The organism is Vreelandella nigrificans (genome assembly GCF_002374315.1).
GTDB lineage: Bacteria > Pseudomonadota > Gammaproteobacteria > Pseudomonadales > Halomonadaceae > Vreelandella > Vreelandella nigrificans.
Map to the genome: position 1 here is coordinate 140,407 of NZ_NWUX01000007.1, position 15,414 is coordinate 155,820.

At 53.8% G+C, this 15,414-nt stretch carries 13 protein-coding genes; 7 read left to right on the forward strand and 6 right to left on the reverse strand.

The window, feature by feature from the left end:
* Positions 1 to 274: 274 nt before the first annotated feature.
* The 3 genes from putP (at position 275) to CPA45_RS10535 (ending at position 6,844) form a co-directional block, all read left to right on the forward strand.
* Positions 275 to 1,765, forward strand: a complete 1,491-nt coding sequence (gene putP / locus CPA45_RS10525; protein WP_096651503.1) for a sodium/proline symporter PutP — start codon at positions 275 to 277, stop codon at positions 1,763 to 1,765.
* 258 nt (positions 1,766 to 2,023) lie between these two features.
* The gene (putA, locus tag CPA45_RS10530) at positions 2,024 to 5,689 is read left to right on the forward strand and encodes a bifunctional proline dehydrogenase/L-glutamate gamma-semialdehyde dehydrogenase PutA (protein ID WP_096651504.1); all 3,666 of its coding nucleotides are present in this window, start codon (positions 2,024 to 2,026) and stop codon (positions 5,687 to 5,689) included.
* Positions 5,690 to 6,217: 528 nt separating this feature from the next.
* Positions 6,218 to 6,844 (forward strand): OmpW/AlkL family protein, encoded by a 627-nt coding sequence (locus CPA45_RS10535; protein ID WP_096651505.1) that lies wholly within the window; start codon positions 6,218 to 6,220, stop codon positions 6,842 to 6,844.
* A 136-nt stretch (positions 6,845 to 6,980) separates the two neighbouring features.
* Here CPA45_RS10535 and CPA45_RS10540 read toward each other — a convergent pair whose 3' ends face one another.
* Positions 6,981 to 7,313, reverse strand: coding sequence for a YqcC family protein (locus CPA45_RS10540; RefSeq protein ID WP_078088043.1), 333 nt, complete (start codon positions 7,311 to 7,313; stop codon positions 6,981 to 6,983).
* A 285-nt stretch (positions 7,314 to 7,598) separates the two neighbouring features.
* On the opposite strand from CPA45_RS10540, the gene CPA45_RS10545 reads away from it, so the two are divergent.
* The 4 genes from CPA45_RS10545 (at position 7,599) to CPA45_RS10560 (ending at position 10,613) form a co-directional block, all read left to right on the forward strand.
* A complete protein-coding gene (locus CPA45_RS10545) occupies positions 7,599 to 8,645 on the forward strand; it encodes a DUF3549 family protein (RefSeq protein WP_096651506.1) in 1,047 nt (348 codons plus the stop codon).
* A gap of 42 nt (positions 8,646 to 8,687) precedes the next feature.
* Positions 8,688 to 9,128, forward strand: coding sequence for an ATP-dependent zinc protease family protein (locus CPA45_RS10550; protein ID WP_078088045.1), 441 nt, complete (start codon positions 8,688 to 8,690; stop codon positions 9,126 to 9,128).
* A 41-nt stretch (positions 9,129 to 9,169) separates the two neighbouring features.
* A complete protein-coding gene (gene rimK, locus CPA45_RS10555) occupies positions 9,170 to 10,078 on the forward strand; it encodes a 30S ribosomal protein S6--L-glutamate ligase (protein WP_078088046.1) in 909 nt (302 codons plus the stop codon).
* An 88-nt stretch (positions 10,079 to 10,166) separates the two neighbouring features.
* A complete protein-coding gene (locus CPA45_RS10560; protein WP_096651507.1) occupies positions 10,167 to 10,613 on the forward strand; it encodes a hypothetical protein in 447 nt (148 codons plus the stop codon).
* A 5-nt stretch (positions 10,614 to 10,618) separates the two neighbouring features.
* On the opposite strand, the gene CPA45_RS10565 is transcribed toward CPA45_RS10560, so the two are convergent.
* The 5 genes from CPA45_RS10565 to sufC are packed head-to-tail and all read right to left on the reverse strand — an operon-like array spanning position 10,619 to position 15,378.
* The gene (locus tag CPA45_RS10565; protein WP_096651508.1) at positions 10,619 to 11,401 is read right to left on the reverse strand and encodes a SanA/YdcF family protein; all 783 of its coding nucleotides are present in this window, start codon (positions 11,399 to 11,401) and stop codon (positions 10,619 to 10,621) included.
* An 18-nt stretch (positions 11,402 to 11,419) separates the two neighbouring features.
* A complete protein-coding gene (sufT, locus tag CPA45_RS10570) occupies positions 11,420 to 11,989 on the reverse strand; it encodes a putative Fe-S cluster assembly protein SufT (RefSeq protein ID WP_096651509.1) in 570 nt (189 codons plus the stop codon).
* A gap of 22 nt (positions 11,990 to 12,011) precedes the next feature.
* Entirely contained in the window at positions 12,012 to 13,277 is a 1,266-nt protein-coding gene (locus tag CPA45_RS10575; protein ID WP_096651510.1) for an aminotransferase class V-fold PLP-dependent enzyme, read from the reverse strand.
* Positions 13,278 to 13,291: 14 nt separating this feature from the next.
* Positions 13,292 to 14,632, reverse strand: a complete 1,341-nt coding sequence (sufD, locus tag CPA45_RS10580; RefSeq protein WP_096651511.1) for a Fe-S cluster assembly protein SufD — start codon at positions 14,630 to 14,632, stop codon at positions 13,292 to 13,294.
* Positions 14,629 to 15,378, reverse strand: a complete 750-nt coding sequence (gene sufC, locus CPA45_RS10585) for a Fe-S cluster assembly ATPase SufC (protein ID WP_078088052.1) — start codon at positions 15,376 to 15,378, stop codon at positions 14,629 to 14,631. Before sufC ends, sufD begins: the two co-directional genes overlap by 4 nt.
* Between the last annotated feature and the right edge of the window lie 36 nt (positions 15,379 to 15,414).

The following is a 15,414-nucleotide window of genomic DNA, read 5'->3' on the forward strand; positions in this document are numbered from 1 at the left end:
ATACAGGGATTGCCATTACCTTCGCAGCTGATCGGCTGCGAATACGTGGCAGCCACCTTTCTAGCTGCCTTCTTAGCGGGCGCTCTCCGGAGCCAGTAACGTGAAGATAAAGGGCTAACAAAAAAAGCCGCGTCTCTACCGAAGTCTGCATACGATCCGATTATGCACGGTAAGTGCGCTGAACCTGTCGGAGTTAGGGTTGTACGAAAAGTCGGCTAATGCAGGCATTTTTCGTACAAAATCTAGCCCCGTTCTGACGAACTGGAGAAGTTTCATGGCTATAGGTGTTTGGATCAGTCTAATCGCGTACTTTGCGCTCATGATCGCCATTGGTATTTATGCGATGCGCAAATCCACCTCTTCATCTGAAGATTATATGCTGGGTGGCCGTACCCTCAGCCCAAAAGTCGCAGCCCTGTCGGCGGGCGCTTCGGACATGAGCGGTTGGTTGCTGCTAGGTTTACCCGGTGCAATGTTTGTATCTGGCTTAGGCTCAGCCTGGATTGGTATCGGCCTGCTTGTAGGTGCTTTCTTCAACTGGCTTCTCGTTGCACCGCGCCTTCGTGAACAAACCGTTCACTATGGTAACGCGATTACCATTCCAGCGTTTCTGGCCAACCGGTTTCCGACCCGGTCTATGTCGCTGAGAACCGTCTCCGCGATTGTTATCGTTATCTTTTTCGCGGTTTATACGGCATCAGGCCTAGTGGCCGGCGGTAAGCTGTTTGAAAGCGCGTTTTCCGGCATTTACAACTTCGGTGATATGAGCAACTACGCCATGGGCGTGATGATCACCCTCGGTGTAGTGCTTATTTACACCGTTGTCGGCGGTTTCCTAGCGGTGAGCATGACTGACTTCGTGCAAGGCTGCATCATGATGCTAGCATTGGTCATCATGCCAGCGGTCGTGCTATTTGGTGAAGGTGGTGGTGGCTTCTCCCAAGCGTCAGAGACACTCAATAGCGTCGATCCCACGCTACTATCCTGGACATCGGGACTGACCTTTATCGGCTGGCTGTCTGCGGTTACCTGGGGCTTGGGCTATTTCGGCCAGCCGCACATTATTGTGCGCTTCATGGCTATCAGAACGCTGAAGGATGTACCTATTGCCCGCAACATTGGCATGGGTTGGATGCTTATTTCCCTGATCGGTGCCGTTTCGCTGGGCATCTTTGGCCGCGCCTATGCAATCCGTAACGGCCTGGATATTCAGGATCCGGAAACGATCTTTATTGTCCTCGCTAATTTGCTGTTCCATCCGCTGATCACGGGTTTCCTCTATGCCGCCCTGCTTGCAGCGGTTATGAGCACCGTTTCCAGTCAGCTTCTGGTGGCATCGTCATCACTTACTGAAGACTTCTACCGTCTGTTCCTGCACAAGAACGCAACCGAACAGCAGTGTGTGGCAGTAGGCCGTGTCTGTGTAGTGCTGGTAGGTGTCGTTGCCGCGGTAATTGCATCTAACGAAGATTCCCAAGTGCTTGGGCTGGTTAGTAATGCCTGGGCAGGCTTCGGTGCTGCGTTCGGTCCGCTGATTATTCTGTCGCTGATGTGGCCGCGTACGAACGGTAATGGCGCCATCGCGGGCATGATAGTAGGTGCGGCCACCGTCATGATCTGGATTGCGTTAGGCTGGAACGGTGAATTTATGGGTGGCCCTGGTATCTACGAGATCATTCCTGGCTTCATCGCCTCCTTCATCGCCATCATGGTGGTGAGTAATGCGACTGCCGATTCTGGTGAATATCAGCACATCACTCGCTAGTAACATGCATTAAAAGCATTGAAGGGCTCCCGAGGGAGCCCTTATGCATGCGACATGAAGAACAGACCTAACCAACGGTGGGATCGCTTAACGGGGTAATAGTCCACTTTACTATCCACTATTAACCCTCTGTGTCATCCAATATTCATCGCCCATGACCATAGGCCACCCCAGAATGTGGCTATTCAAGGTCATGGAAAGACGGCATCTAAATCGACGCACCAACGCTACGTGTCGACTAGCAAGGAGAGACTCAATATGAACGAAGCCAATCCTCATCTGCATAGCGACGTGAGTGAACTACGCTTACGTATTCGCAGCAACTACGACGCCAATGAGGCAGATGTGCTGCACGGGCTTATCGAGCGTATCAAGCTCTCGGAGGATGACCGCAAAAAGGTTGCTGCCATTGGTGCCAAGTACGTAGAGCGCGTGCGCAAGGAAAGGTCTCCCTCAATGATGGAGGCATTCCTGGCCGAGTACGGACTCTCGACCACCGAGGGCGTCGGCCTCATGTGTCTTGCAGAAGCGCTGCTGCGCGTGCCCGACGCAGAAACCATCGACGACCTGATCCACGACAAGATTGAGCCCTCTGACTGGGGCGCGCACTTGGGCAAGTCCTCCTCATCGATGGTCAACGCCTCGACCTGGGCGTTGCTACTCACCGGCAAGGTACTAGCAGAAGACCCTAAAGGTCCGACGCGGGCGCTACGCGGCCTGGTACGCCGCATGGGCGAGCCAGTGGTGCGTAAAGCCGTTGGTCAGTCGATGAAAATCCTTGGCCGCCAATTCGTGCTAGGTCAAACCATCGAAGAAGGCATGAAGAATGCCCGCGAATTGGAGAAACAGGGCTATACCTATTCCTACGATATGCTAGGCGAAGCAGCACGTACCGATGAGGACGCCGTCCGCTATCACCAGGCCTATGCCAAAGCGATCACTGCAATTGCCGAGCAGGCCAGAGGTGATGTGCGTGGCAGCCCCGGCATCTCGGTGAAGCTCTCCGCGCTGCATCCGCGCTATGAGTACACCCACCGCGAAACGGTGATGGCAGAGCTGGTGCCGCGCGCCAAAGAGTTGGTGCAGCAAGCAGCCAAGGCCAATATCGGTTTCAATATCGACGCCGAAGAGCAAGACCGTCTGGATCTCTCCCTCGACGTGATTGAGGCACTGATGTCCGACCCCAGCTTGGATGGATGGGACGGCTTTGGCGTCGTGGTGCAGGCCTATGGTCGCCGCGCCGCGCCAGTGATTGAAGCACTCTACGAACTGGCCGAGCGCTTTAACCGCAAGATCATGGTGCGTCTGGTGAAAGGCGCTTACTGGGATACCGAGATCAAGCTGTCTCAAGAGATGGGTGTGAAGACGTTCCCGGTCTTCACGCGCAAGGTTAATACTGACGTCAGCTACATGGCCTGCGCCCAGATGCTGCTCGACCGTCGCGACCGCATCTACCCGCAGTTCGCCACTCACAACGCCCATACCTGTGCCTCTATCGTTGAGATGGCGGGCAGCGACAAGGACAGCTACGAGTTTCAGCGCCTGCATGGCATGGGCGAGTCGCTGCACCACATCGTTAAAGAGACAGAAGGCACGCACTGCCGCATTTACGCCCCGGTTGGTGCACACCGCGACCTGCTGGCCTACTTGGTACGCCGCCTGCTAGAGAACGGTGCAAATTCTTCGTTCGTCAACCAGGTGGTGGATAGCTCTATTCCGCCCAGTGAAGTCTCAAAGGATCCGATTGAAGGATTCAAGCAGCTCGGCAACGACGTATCAAGCCCACTGATCCGCCAACCCGGCGAACTGTTCGCACCCGACCGCAAGAACTCCAAGGGTTACCGCATCAACGAACCGGCCTCTATCCTGCCGCTGCTCAACGCCCGCGAAGCGTTTGCAGATACTACCTGGACAGCAGGCCCCATGTTGGTGGGTAACCCCGCCCCCCAAGGCCCGGCGCGTGATGCCCTGTCCCCCGCCGACGGCAAGCGCGTGATTGGCAAGGTACATGAGGCCACCCCAGAGGAGGTAGCCACTGCCCTTGACGCCGCCGAGGCAGGTTTCCGCGAATGGTCGGCGCGCCCCGTGGCCGAGCGTGCAGAGGTATTGCGTCGTACTGCCGACCTCTACGAGGAGCACATCGCCGAGCTGACCGTGATCACCACGCGAGAAGCTGGCAAGATGATGTTTGACGGCATCGCTGAAGTGCGTGAGGCTGTGGATTTCCTGCGCTACTACGCTAACGAAGGCGAGCGTCTGGAAGCAGAAGAGCCCGGCAGCGCCCGCGGCATCTTCGTTTGTATCAGCCCGTGGAACTTCCCGCTGGCGATTACTACCGGCCAAATTGCGGCAGCCTTGGTAGCTGGCAATGCGGTACTTGCCAAGCCCGCTGAGCAAACACCGCTGATCGCCGCCCGTGCGGTAGAGCTAATGCGTGAAGCGGGCCTGCCGGAAGCAGCACTACAGTTGCTGCCTGGCGATGGTCCAACGGTGGGTGGCCCGCTGACTAGCGATCCGCGTATCGCGGGTGTCTGCTTCACTGGCTCGACCCCGGTCGCACAGATCATCCACAAAGCCCTGGCGGAGAATGCGGGTCCCGACGCGGTGCTGATCGCCGAGACTGGTGGTCTTAACTCCATGATTGTGGACTCCACGGCGCTGACCGAACAGGCGGTGCGCGATATTCTGATCTCCTCTTTCCAGTCGGCTGGCCAGCGCTGTTCGGCGCTACGCATGCTGTATGTCCAGGAAGAGGCTCGCGACCGGCTGCTCAACATGCTCTATGGCGCCATGGACGCGCTCACCATTGGCGACCCCTGGAACACCGACACCGACGTATCACCCGTAATCGACGCCGATGCCCAGGCCGAGATTAGCGACTACGTAGCCACCCACGAGAAAGCGGGCAAGGTGCTGAAGAAGCTCTCCGCGCCAACCACCGGCACCTTCGTTACCCCGGCGGTGATCGAGGTTGGGGGAATTGAAGATCTCGAACGTGAAATCTTCGGCCCTGTTCTACACGTGGCCACCTTCAAGGCGCGAGATATCGACAAGGTCGTCGACGATATCAATGGTAAGGGCTACGGGCTGACCTTCGGCCTGCATACCCGCATTGATGACCGCGTGCAGCAGATCGTTGAGCGCATTCATGTTGGCAACGTCTACGTCAACCGCAACCAGATCGGTGCCATTGTCGGCTCTCAGCCGTTCGGCGGCGAAGGCCTCTCTGGCACCGGGCCCAAAGCTGGCGGACCACTCTATACCACTCGCTTCCGCCGAACTGCCACCGCTGAGCACAGCGACGCGCCGCAGGGAAATGCAGTGACACTCCAAGAGCTGGAGTCGGCCTTCGACGGCTTGGATTCGCGTAACTGGGCGGTACGCCCTAATCGGATCGAGGTGCTGCGCAAAGCGCTCTCCGGCAAAGGCGGCGTGATCCGCAAGGCGCTTGCCGAAACAGCAGCCTTGGATATGACGTCCCAGACATTGCCGGGGCCGACGGGGGAAAGCAACCGTTTGGCGATGTATCCCAAGGGAGTGATTTTGTGCCTAGGACCAACCCTGGATATCGCTATTGCCCAGGCTGCTCAGGCCCTCGGCACCGGCTGTGCAGCGGTTGTCATCGCGCCAGGCGCGGTTCAAGCAGTTCAACCATTGATTGATGCCAGCGTACCAGTGGCCGGGCTTGATGGAAGTGTCTCCGCCTCGACGCTCAGCGAGATCAAAGGCATTGCGGCGGTAGCCGCGGCTGGTGCCAGCGACTGGACGCGTGAGCTGCGAATTGCGCTGGCTAAGCGCGACGGAGCCATTATACCGCTCGAGACCCAGACTATTTCGCCAGACCGCTACGTGGTGGAACGCCATCTGTGCATCGATACGACTGCGGCGGGTGGTAACGCCAGCCTACTGGCAACGGCCGAATAGGCTCGCCAGCTTTGTTGACGTATCAATTTCGCCAAGGCAGTGACCTCATATTGCCGGGAGGCGGCCAGCACTGGCGCCTCTGATATGAGTGACGTGACTGGTTGGGTTGCTATTGGGCCTACCTAGCGCAATATTTGGTGAGCAATATGGCTGCTGACGCGGGTGAATATAAGCATATCGATCGGTAAACGCGTGCGGTTGACGCACTCGACATAGTCAAACAATCGTTGGCCATGAGACCTTCCCGACTGTTCGGGAAGGTCTTATTCGTTTCTGCGGCATCATCACTTGCTTTAGCCCCTCCGAGCAGCCTCGCCCAGTTCAGTTCGCAGTTGGAAAAACTGTCTACGTTGCATCCAAGCTCTTTGCTAACAATAGTCGGTTAAAAACATATATTAGCCATCCTTATTTACAGTACTTCTTAGCGCTCTTTGCCCTAGGTCAATAACTGCTCTTCTACGACTCGATAAACTCCCCATCATGATTTGACCTTTTAATTAAATGACTTAAATCGCCAGGAGCAACGCTATGCGCCATCGTACTGTACCTACCCTACTTGCCGCTGGCCTCGCAGCAGCTACGCTTGCTACCAGCAGCCAAGCCTTCGCTTATGGCGCCGGTGACTTTTTCACCCGCGTGGGTGTAGCGCAGGTATCCCCGAAAAGTAATAACGGTTCATTGGCGGATGGAGCCTTCTCGGTCGATGTCCAGAACAAAACCGACTTCGCCTTTACCTTGGGATACCGCTTTCACGATAAAGTCGGCATCGAGCTACTGGCGGCTCTACCGTTCAAACACGATATCGAGCTAAATGGCGACAACCTAGCCTCCACCAAGCACTTACCTCCCACCCTTACCCTGCAGTACTATCCAATGGGTGGCACTGACTCACGAGTACAGCCTTATGCTGGTGTAGGTATTAACTACACGCGCTTCTCTAACGAGAGCCTAGCAATTGGCGACTTAGACTTAGACAACTCCTGGGGCATCGCTGGCCAGCTAGGCGTCGACTTACTCATTGATGATAATTGGGCGCTTAACGCTGCTGCTTGGTATATCGATATTGATACAGATGCGAAAATTAATGGCCAAGCTGCTGGCACTGTAGAAATTGACCCTGTTGTTGTAATGGCAGGGATCAGCTACCGTTTTTAAAGGCGCCATTTAGCGCGCTTGCAGTCACTTAGTTGCCATGTAACAGCTGTAAAAAAATGCCCAGACCACGTTTTCGTGAGCTGGGCGTTTTGCTTTGAGCAGGCCGTACACTTAAGGCCAATTACCAACGTTCAAATCAATTATCCGTGACGAGTTGATCAACCCTCTCCACGGCTCGCACGACCAGCACCTGATCACTGACACGCACTTTCTCCTGCATTAAATACGCAGCCACTGCAGGCGCTATCTCACATTTAGTTGGCATGGCAGCATTGGCTTCAATTAATGCATTTAAACGAACGATAAATACGTAGCGTATCCACTGAGGCAGCGTCATCGTATCGATACAAAAAGGCTCCTGGCTGGCAAATGCCTCTGCATCAGGCGTAGGCGTGCGCCATAGATTAGCGGCCTTCATGGCGGCTTCAAGTTCAAGAAGTGCGGTTTGTAGCTGTTGATGGACGCTCATAGGCACCTTAAAAGTCGTCATGGATATGTGCATATTATCCCAACTCAGTGAACAACTTGCCACTCAGACTGTGATGAAAAAAGGTTATTCACAGATTCACAGAAAACCTGCAAGAGGCTGTGGATAAACTATGGAAAGGTGCCGCAGCCTCTACTCCCATGTGGCCTGAGCGAAGTTGATCATTTTTTAACCAAACGATGAATAAAGCTGTGATTTATCAGCTATTACGGCTGACACTGCTACACCAGCAAGGTAGAGTGCAGGCTTGAAATACGGAAGGGTGTTATGCAACCAATTCAGTCCCTTGATGAGTTTTTTACACGCAGCGGTGCAGATGTTTCTCTATATCACATGGGGAGGCGTGTTGCCCCCTGCCCTCGTGAAACGCTGCGAACTTTTGAAAGCGGCGAACATGCCTGGCCTGAACCCTGGCAACACCAGGCGCGACTTGGAATCGTATTCCGGTTAGGTGACATGCCGGAGCCAGCTATCTGGTTCTTGGCACTACCGCTAGATGAACAAGGCATGCTTTCGCCAGCCCCACGCGATGGCTTTATTAACCGATTGCTAGACACTTTAGGCCGCAACGTTGCCAATATGGGCGCTGATGAGACAGAGCATCAAGAAACGGCAGACGTAGATCATTTAATGAAGGATAATCCCCTCGCCTTCACGCCTAATACAAATTTTCAGGCCATGCTAAACGCTCAAGCCACGCTCTCGCTGGGTTTACCAGCCAGTCAGCACCTAGAGCCTGTAGAAGCCTATCTGACCGGTCAGCAAAAGATTGACTGGCAAGCACTGGGCTTCCAAGGCATTGCAGATTTCAGCGTGCGCCTCGACGACACCATGGCCAATGCCCTGGCACAGAGAATCCCTCATTTACCCGCTAGCGTTATTCATTCGCTATGCTATTGCTTGGAACATCGGCCATTTATCGAGACGCTGGTGAATGCACTTTATGAGCGCGGCGAGCAGGCGGCGAGTGACGGCGATCTGGAAACAGTATGCGCCTGCGTTCGTGCCGTTGGCAGCACCTCAAGCACTAAAGCTGGCGATTGGTACACCAGCCTACTCAGAGACAGAGAGGCCTGTGGACCTGATCTATTGGCGGCAATTGCAGGGCGTGGCTGGCCATTTTTAGAAGATGCCGAACGTTTGCCTCTCTTTTTGCGGCGCCTAGCAGAAGATGAGCGCAGCAACTTTGCAGCGGTCGTACGCGATATCGCCTTGATACCTCGCCTACGCTTACCCGTAATGATGGCTCTTCGTGATGCCCCGGCGGGGTCAGCTATTCAGCAGCGCTTAACTGGCATGCTGCCCCGTGCTTAACGCATGCGTAACTTTTTTAGAATTACTAGCAAGGAGTGAGTCGTGAAGGAATTACCCTATCAGGCCAAAGCAGTCATCGGCCGCCGAGAAATGGTGACGTTACCTGAGCTAGGGCTTCACCTCTGCTGCAAAGCCGATACCGGCGCGCGCACCTCTGCGCTACATGCCGAAGAGATCGAAACTCACGAAGATGCCCAAGGTCAGTTATGGGTAAGCTTTATTACTCACAGCGGTGGCCCAGATACCCCAGCTCACCGCTATAGCCTTCACCTACATGATAGGCGCCGGGTAACAAGCTCTAATGGCCACAGTGAATGGCGCTATGTTATCCGCACGCCAATGCAACTGGGCGAATTAAACTTTCCGGTTGAGCTAACGCTAACCGACCGTAGCAACATGCGCCACGCCATGCTGCTAGGTAGACGCGCCATGCGTCGCTTACTAGTAGCCCCCGGCGCTGCATTTTTGCACGGCGAGCCCTAAACTAATGATGAATAGCCTACCCTCTTGCCCCGGAGCCCTGCATGCATATTGCCCTGCTTTCGCGTAACCGCAACCTATACTCAACTCGCCGCCTTATCGAGGCTGCCGAGCAGCGGGGGCATACTGCGCGCGTTGTTGATACGCTGCGCTGCTATATGAGCATTACCTCGCATCATCCATCCATTCACTATAAAGGCGCTGAAATTGAGCCATTTGATGCGGTTATCCCCCGTATCGGCGCTTCAGTGACTTTTTATGGCTGCGCTGTGCTGCGTCAGTTTGAAATGATGGGCACCTATGTTATCAATGACTCGGTCGCCATTACCCGCTCTCGGGATAAACTGCGCTCCTTGCAGCTACTCTCCCGCAAAGGGCTAGGCTTACCAATTACAGGGTTTGCGCACTCGCCTGATGATATTCCCGACTTAATCACTATGGTGAAAGGCGCCCCGCTGGTTATCAAGCTGTTAGAAGGCACCCAAGGAATCGGTGTAGTATTAGCCGAAACCAACCAAGCTGCCGAATCGGTGGTTCAAGCCTTTATGGGTATGAAGGCTAACATTATGGTGCAGGAGTATATTAAAGAAGCCCGTGGCGCCGACATTCGCTGCTTTGTGATTGGCGATAAGGTAGTCGCTTCCATGAAGCGTCAGGCAGCGGAGGGGGAGTTTCGCTCCAACCTCCACCGGGGTGGCACCGCTAGCGTGATTCGCATTACCCCGGAGGAGCGCTCAACTGCCATTCGAGCAGCAAAGGCAATGGGCTTAAGAGTTGCCGGTGTTGATCTGTTACGCTCCAACCACGGCCCTGTGATTATGGAGGTTAACTCCTCGCCCGGCTTGCAAGGTATTGAAAGCGCCACAGGTAAAGATATTGCAGGTATGATCATTGAACATATCGAAAAAAATGCCACCCCCGCACGTAAAGCACCGCCCAAGCCTAAAGGCTAAGGGTAAAATGCAAAAATAATCGTCCTTAGGGGTGGCAAATCAGTGCTGCCACCCCCACAATCTGCGTCACCGAAGGAGGTAGACGCTCATGTTTCTCGACAATCGCCAAGTGGCGATGGACAGCGTGCTGGAAGCGCTGGCTGATAGTATTGATTATTTCCAGGATAATATCGAACGCCTGCGCCCCTCGCTGCGCGACGCATTAAAACCGCACTATACTGCGCGGCTAAAACAGATGCGTACGCTGCAAGAACTTGCACGAGCGCATTTAAAAATGCTGCCCAGAGATGCAGACGTAGAGCGCGATGATTTTTTGTGGCTGTGGAGCCGCCTAAAAAGCTTTGTCGGCAACGATAGCCAAGTATTAATCAATGAGCTGCTGGAGCAAGAACGCGTACTGATGCAGGCGCTTTCCACACTGTTCACACATCCGCTTCCCGACCCAATCGAACCGGTTGTGGAAGAGTGCATGCAAGGTTGCCGGAAGTTAATTCGTGAGCTGTATAGCTTGCAGAAGCGCAAGACCCGCCGTTAACAAGGCTAATGGCCTCTAAGAGGCTGCTGGTAGTAACGGTGTATAATCTCAGCAACAGTCTCAGCGACAGTTTCAGCAACAATGTCGGCACGATCACTGTCTTCTGTGCGGCTATTATCTTCATGCTGCAGTTCTATGGGCTCTGCCGGACCTAGGAAATAGGGTTCTCGACCCCAAACGTATAGATCTCCCAGGGTGGCCACTCGTGCCACCCATTCGCGCACGATTAATCGCCACTCCCCTGCAGTACGCTCATCCTCAGCGACACACCCTGTTACTTCCATACCCAACTCTCGGGCAATAAACACTGCCCGTGGCAAGTGCCAACTTTGGGTAACCAAGAGCGCTTCATTGAGTTGAAATACATCACGGGAGCGAGCCAGAGTGTCATAGGTACTAAAGCCAGCAAAGTCCATTGTCATTTGGTGAGGCAGAACACCACGACGAGAAAGTTCACGCCACATGGCGCGGGGTTCATTATAGGCCTGAGTACGATTATCACCAGAGAGCAGAAGATGGCTTACCCGCTGCTCTTCGATCAAACGCGCAGACGTACGCATACGGGCGTGAAAGTGGGGGTTGCGTAGTCCACTACGCGTCCAGTGGGAAGTGCCAAACACAATCGCTATATTGCTTGGACGACACTCCTCCACACGACTGTCAATATAGCGCGCCGTACTGGCCAGCACCCAAATATTACCAATCATAAATAGTAATGTCGCCAGCAGCAAAAATGCGGCTAGCGACATCAATAAACGCTTTAGAAAAACTAACAACGTGCTATGCATCCTACTCCCTAGCCGGGGTTAGAACATGCCGAGCTCAAGCTTGGCCTCATCGCTCATCATGTCACGACTCCAGGGAGGACTGAAGACAATCTCAGTATGCACCTTGCTGATTTGTGGCGCGCCCAAAATTTTGTTGCGTGCATCAGCGGCAATGACATCCCCCATGCCACATCCTGGGGCGGTAAGTGTCATGCGGATGGTGACCATTCGCTCACCGCTAATCAATCGCTCTATGCGACAGCCATACACTAAGCCAAGATCGACAATATTGACCGGTATTTCAGGATCGAAACAGGTACGAAGCTGCTCCCATACAAATTGCTCAATCTCCTCTTCGCTGGCACTTTCAGGCAGCGTAGGGCGCGGCAAGGGTTCTAGCCCCAGGGCATCTAAGTTCCGCCCCTCTATAAGATAGAGGCGACCCTCAAAGCCAACACTCACCGAGCTGCCTTTGGCTTGCATGACACTCACTATACTGTCTTCCGCTAGTATATCCGTTTTACCAAACGGAATAGCAATAGCTTCAACATCGCGCTGGAGCGGCAGCTTCTGACCTCGTTCGAGGCTGGCGACTTGCTCGATATCCATAACCGTCCTTAAATAACTGCCCTTAACGCACCATACCGATGACACGCTGGAGTGCTTCAATAAAGCTATCCACTTCTTCGAGGGTATTATACGCAGCAAACGATGCACGGCAGGTAGCATCCACACCAAAATGGTGTAAAAGCGGCTGGGCACAATGATGGCCGGTACGAATAGCGACTCCCAATTGATCAATTAGCAGACCAATATCTTGAGAGTGAGCCCCCTCGACTACAAAGGAGAGCACGCCCGCTTTATGGGGGGCTGTACCCAAAATACGCAAGCCTTCTATTTGGCTAACGGCCTGGGTAGCATGGTCCAGCAACACCCCCTCCCAAGCACCTATCGCGCCAACACCAACCGATTCCATCCACTCAATGGCGCGCCCTAAAGCAATTACTTCCGCGATGGCGGGTGTACCCGCTTCAAATTTATGCGGGATCTCTGCGTAAGTCGTACCTAAATCAAAAGAGACGGTTTTGATCATCTCTCCGCCACCCTGCCATGGTGGCATTGCATCTAGTAAAGACTTTTTACCGTACAACACACCAACACCGGTAGGCCCATACACTTTGTGCCCAGAAAACGCATAGAAATCAGCATCAATTGCTTGCACGTCTACCTTTAGGTGAGGTGCAGCCTGGGCGCCATCAATCAAAATCAGCGCTCCGTACTGATGTGCCAGGGTAGCCATCTCTTTTACCGGATTAATGGTACCCAACGCATTAGAGACGTGATTAACCGCCACAAGCTTAGTACGCTCACTTAGCAGGGCGCGGTACGCTGTCATATCCAGCGCTCCCTGAGAATCGACAGGGATCACCTTAATTGTAAACCCACGCTCAGCTGCCAAAAGCTGCCAGGGCACAATGTTGGAGTGGTGCTCCAACATTGAAATCAGCACTTCATCACCTGCCGCTAATTGGCTACGCCCCCAGCTTTGCGCTACCAGATTAATAGCTTCAGTCGTGCCCCGGGTAAAAATAACCTGACGCGCATCTTCCGCATTGAGAAATGCCTTCACCCGGTGGCGCGCACCTTCAAACGCTGCCGTGGCTTCATCCGCTAAGGTATGCAGGCCACGATGTATATTGGCGTTGTAGCGTGAGTAATAATCGCCAAAGACCTCGATGACTTGCCGAGGAGTCTGGCTAGTCGCTGCATTGTCTAAATAAACCAACGGTTTGCCATGTACTTCTCGACTTAGCACCGGGAATTCTTCACGCAACGCGACCACATCAAAGGGGGCATTTGCACGAGCTAACGGCTTCTCAATTACGGAATGGGACATCGATAGCTCCTTAATTAGTCGTTGAGCGAAACGGCGGCTTCCACTAACCCGGCCAAATTGAAGCGCTCTGGAAGCTTACCTGCCACAGCTAATTCAACCCGCTCGGCAATCACATCCAGTGCCACTTTCTCAAGCACTTCCCCAGCAAATGCTAAGGTTAGCAAGCCACGGGCTGTCGCTTCATCAATACCACGCGTACGCAGTGCGTAGATCGCCTCTTCATCCAGTTGGCCGGTAGTAGTGCCGTGAGAGCACTTTACGTCGTCGGCATAGATCTCAAGCTCAGGCTTAGCGTCAATATGCGCACGGTCTGAAAGCAGTAGATTCTGATTGCTTTGGAAGCCTTCAATTTTTTGGCTATCACGCTTAACGTACACTTTGCCGTTAAACACACCATGGGCGCGATCGTCCAGGATGCCTTTATAGTTTTCGTTAGAGAACGTCAGTGGGGCGTTATGGTTAACCTTGGTGTGGTTATCCACGTGCTGGCGGCCCTGGCCAAAGAACAGGCCGTAGAAATTGGTTTCCGCTCCCTGGCCATTTAGGTCGCTGATAAGATCGTTGCGCACCAGTGCGCCACCCAAGTTCAAGTTGTAAGAGCTATAGCGGCTATCGCGGCTCTGCTCCACGTGAATGCTTGCAACATGCATATCACCTAAAGGTGCTTCTTGGAGCTTGTAGTGGTGCAAAATCGCCCCGCGATCCAGCATCAACTCAGCGACAACGTTAGTGAAATTAGCCGCATCAGCTTCACCGGTGTAGTGCTCGATCAGCGTTGCCTCACTACGCCCTGCCGCCTCTACCAAAATGCGCGGATGACACATCACTGGTGAGCCTGAACGGGATAGAAACTGCAGCAGAATGGGCTTTTCAACGACGGTGCCCGGCGCAATACGAACAACAACGCCTTCTTCCATAAACGCAGTGTTAAGCGCTGAAAATGGAGAAAACTCAACGCCTGTTAAACGCCCCAGCGGGCCTCCAACAGCTTCATGGTTCTCACTAAGCGCCCTGGAAAGCGGCAACACCTGAACACTACTCGGCAGTGCATCAACATCCGACAATGCCGTCGAGAACACACCATCAACAAAGGTTAGCCGGTAAGCATCCAGCGGCAACGTAAGGGCTGCCGCTTGAGCCTGGGAAAAATCAGCATTGTCGGCAAGAGCAAAGTTTCCCTGAGCAATCGCACGGACATCGGTGTACTTCCACTCCTCATCACGGCGAGTAGGAAACCCCATGGCTTCAAAGCGTGCAGCACCCGCTTGGCGACGCGCCGCAATCCATGTGGGCTCTGCGCCGCGCTGTTGGCTACGCGCGTTTAGCGTGTCCAAAAACGTTTGCGTATTGCTCATGCCACAAACTCCTCAATGCCTTCATAACCATTGGCCTCAAGCTCTTTGGCAAGTTCAGCGTCGCCGGTTTTAACAATACGACCATCAACCAGGACATGCACTTTGTCGGGCACTATGTAGTCGAGCAGGCGCTGATAATGGGTAACCAGCAAAATAGCGCGCTCGTCGGCGCGTAGGCTATTAACACCGTCGGCGACGACTTTCATGGCATCGATATCAAGACCCGAGTCGATTTCGTCCAGCATCGCTAGTTTTGGCTGCAGCACTAGCATTTGCAGGATTTCATTACGCTTTTTTTCGCCGCCGGAGAAACCTTCATTAACGGCGCGCTGCAAGAAGCTGGCATCCATCTTCATAAAGCCAAGCTTCTCTTTCACCAGCTTCATAAACTCAGGGGCCGGCATCTCGCCTTCACCGCGTGCTACGCGTTGAGCATTAAGCGCAGATTTGAGCAGGTAAATATTTTTAACCCCAGGAATTTCTACCGGATATTGGAAGCCGAGCAACAGCCCTGCCTGGGCGCGCTCTTCAATTTCCATTTCCAATACATCCTGGCCTTCAAAGGTAACCGTACCTTGGGTAACTTCGTAGCCATCTTTGCCGGCAATCACTGCCGATAGCGTAGATTTACCTGCGCCGTTAGGCCCCATAATAGCGTGTACTTCACCCGCATTAATGGTGAGCGTAAGGCCTTTCAGAATTTCTTTGCCTTCGACGGTGACGTGTAAATCGTTAACTTGCAACATAGTAAAAGCCTTTTAAATTCTTTCGGGTCGCCAATG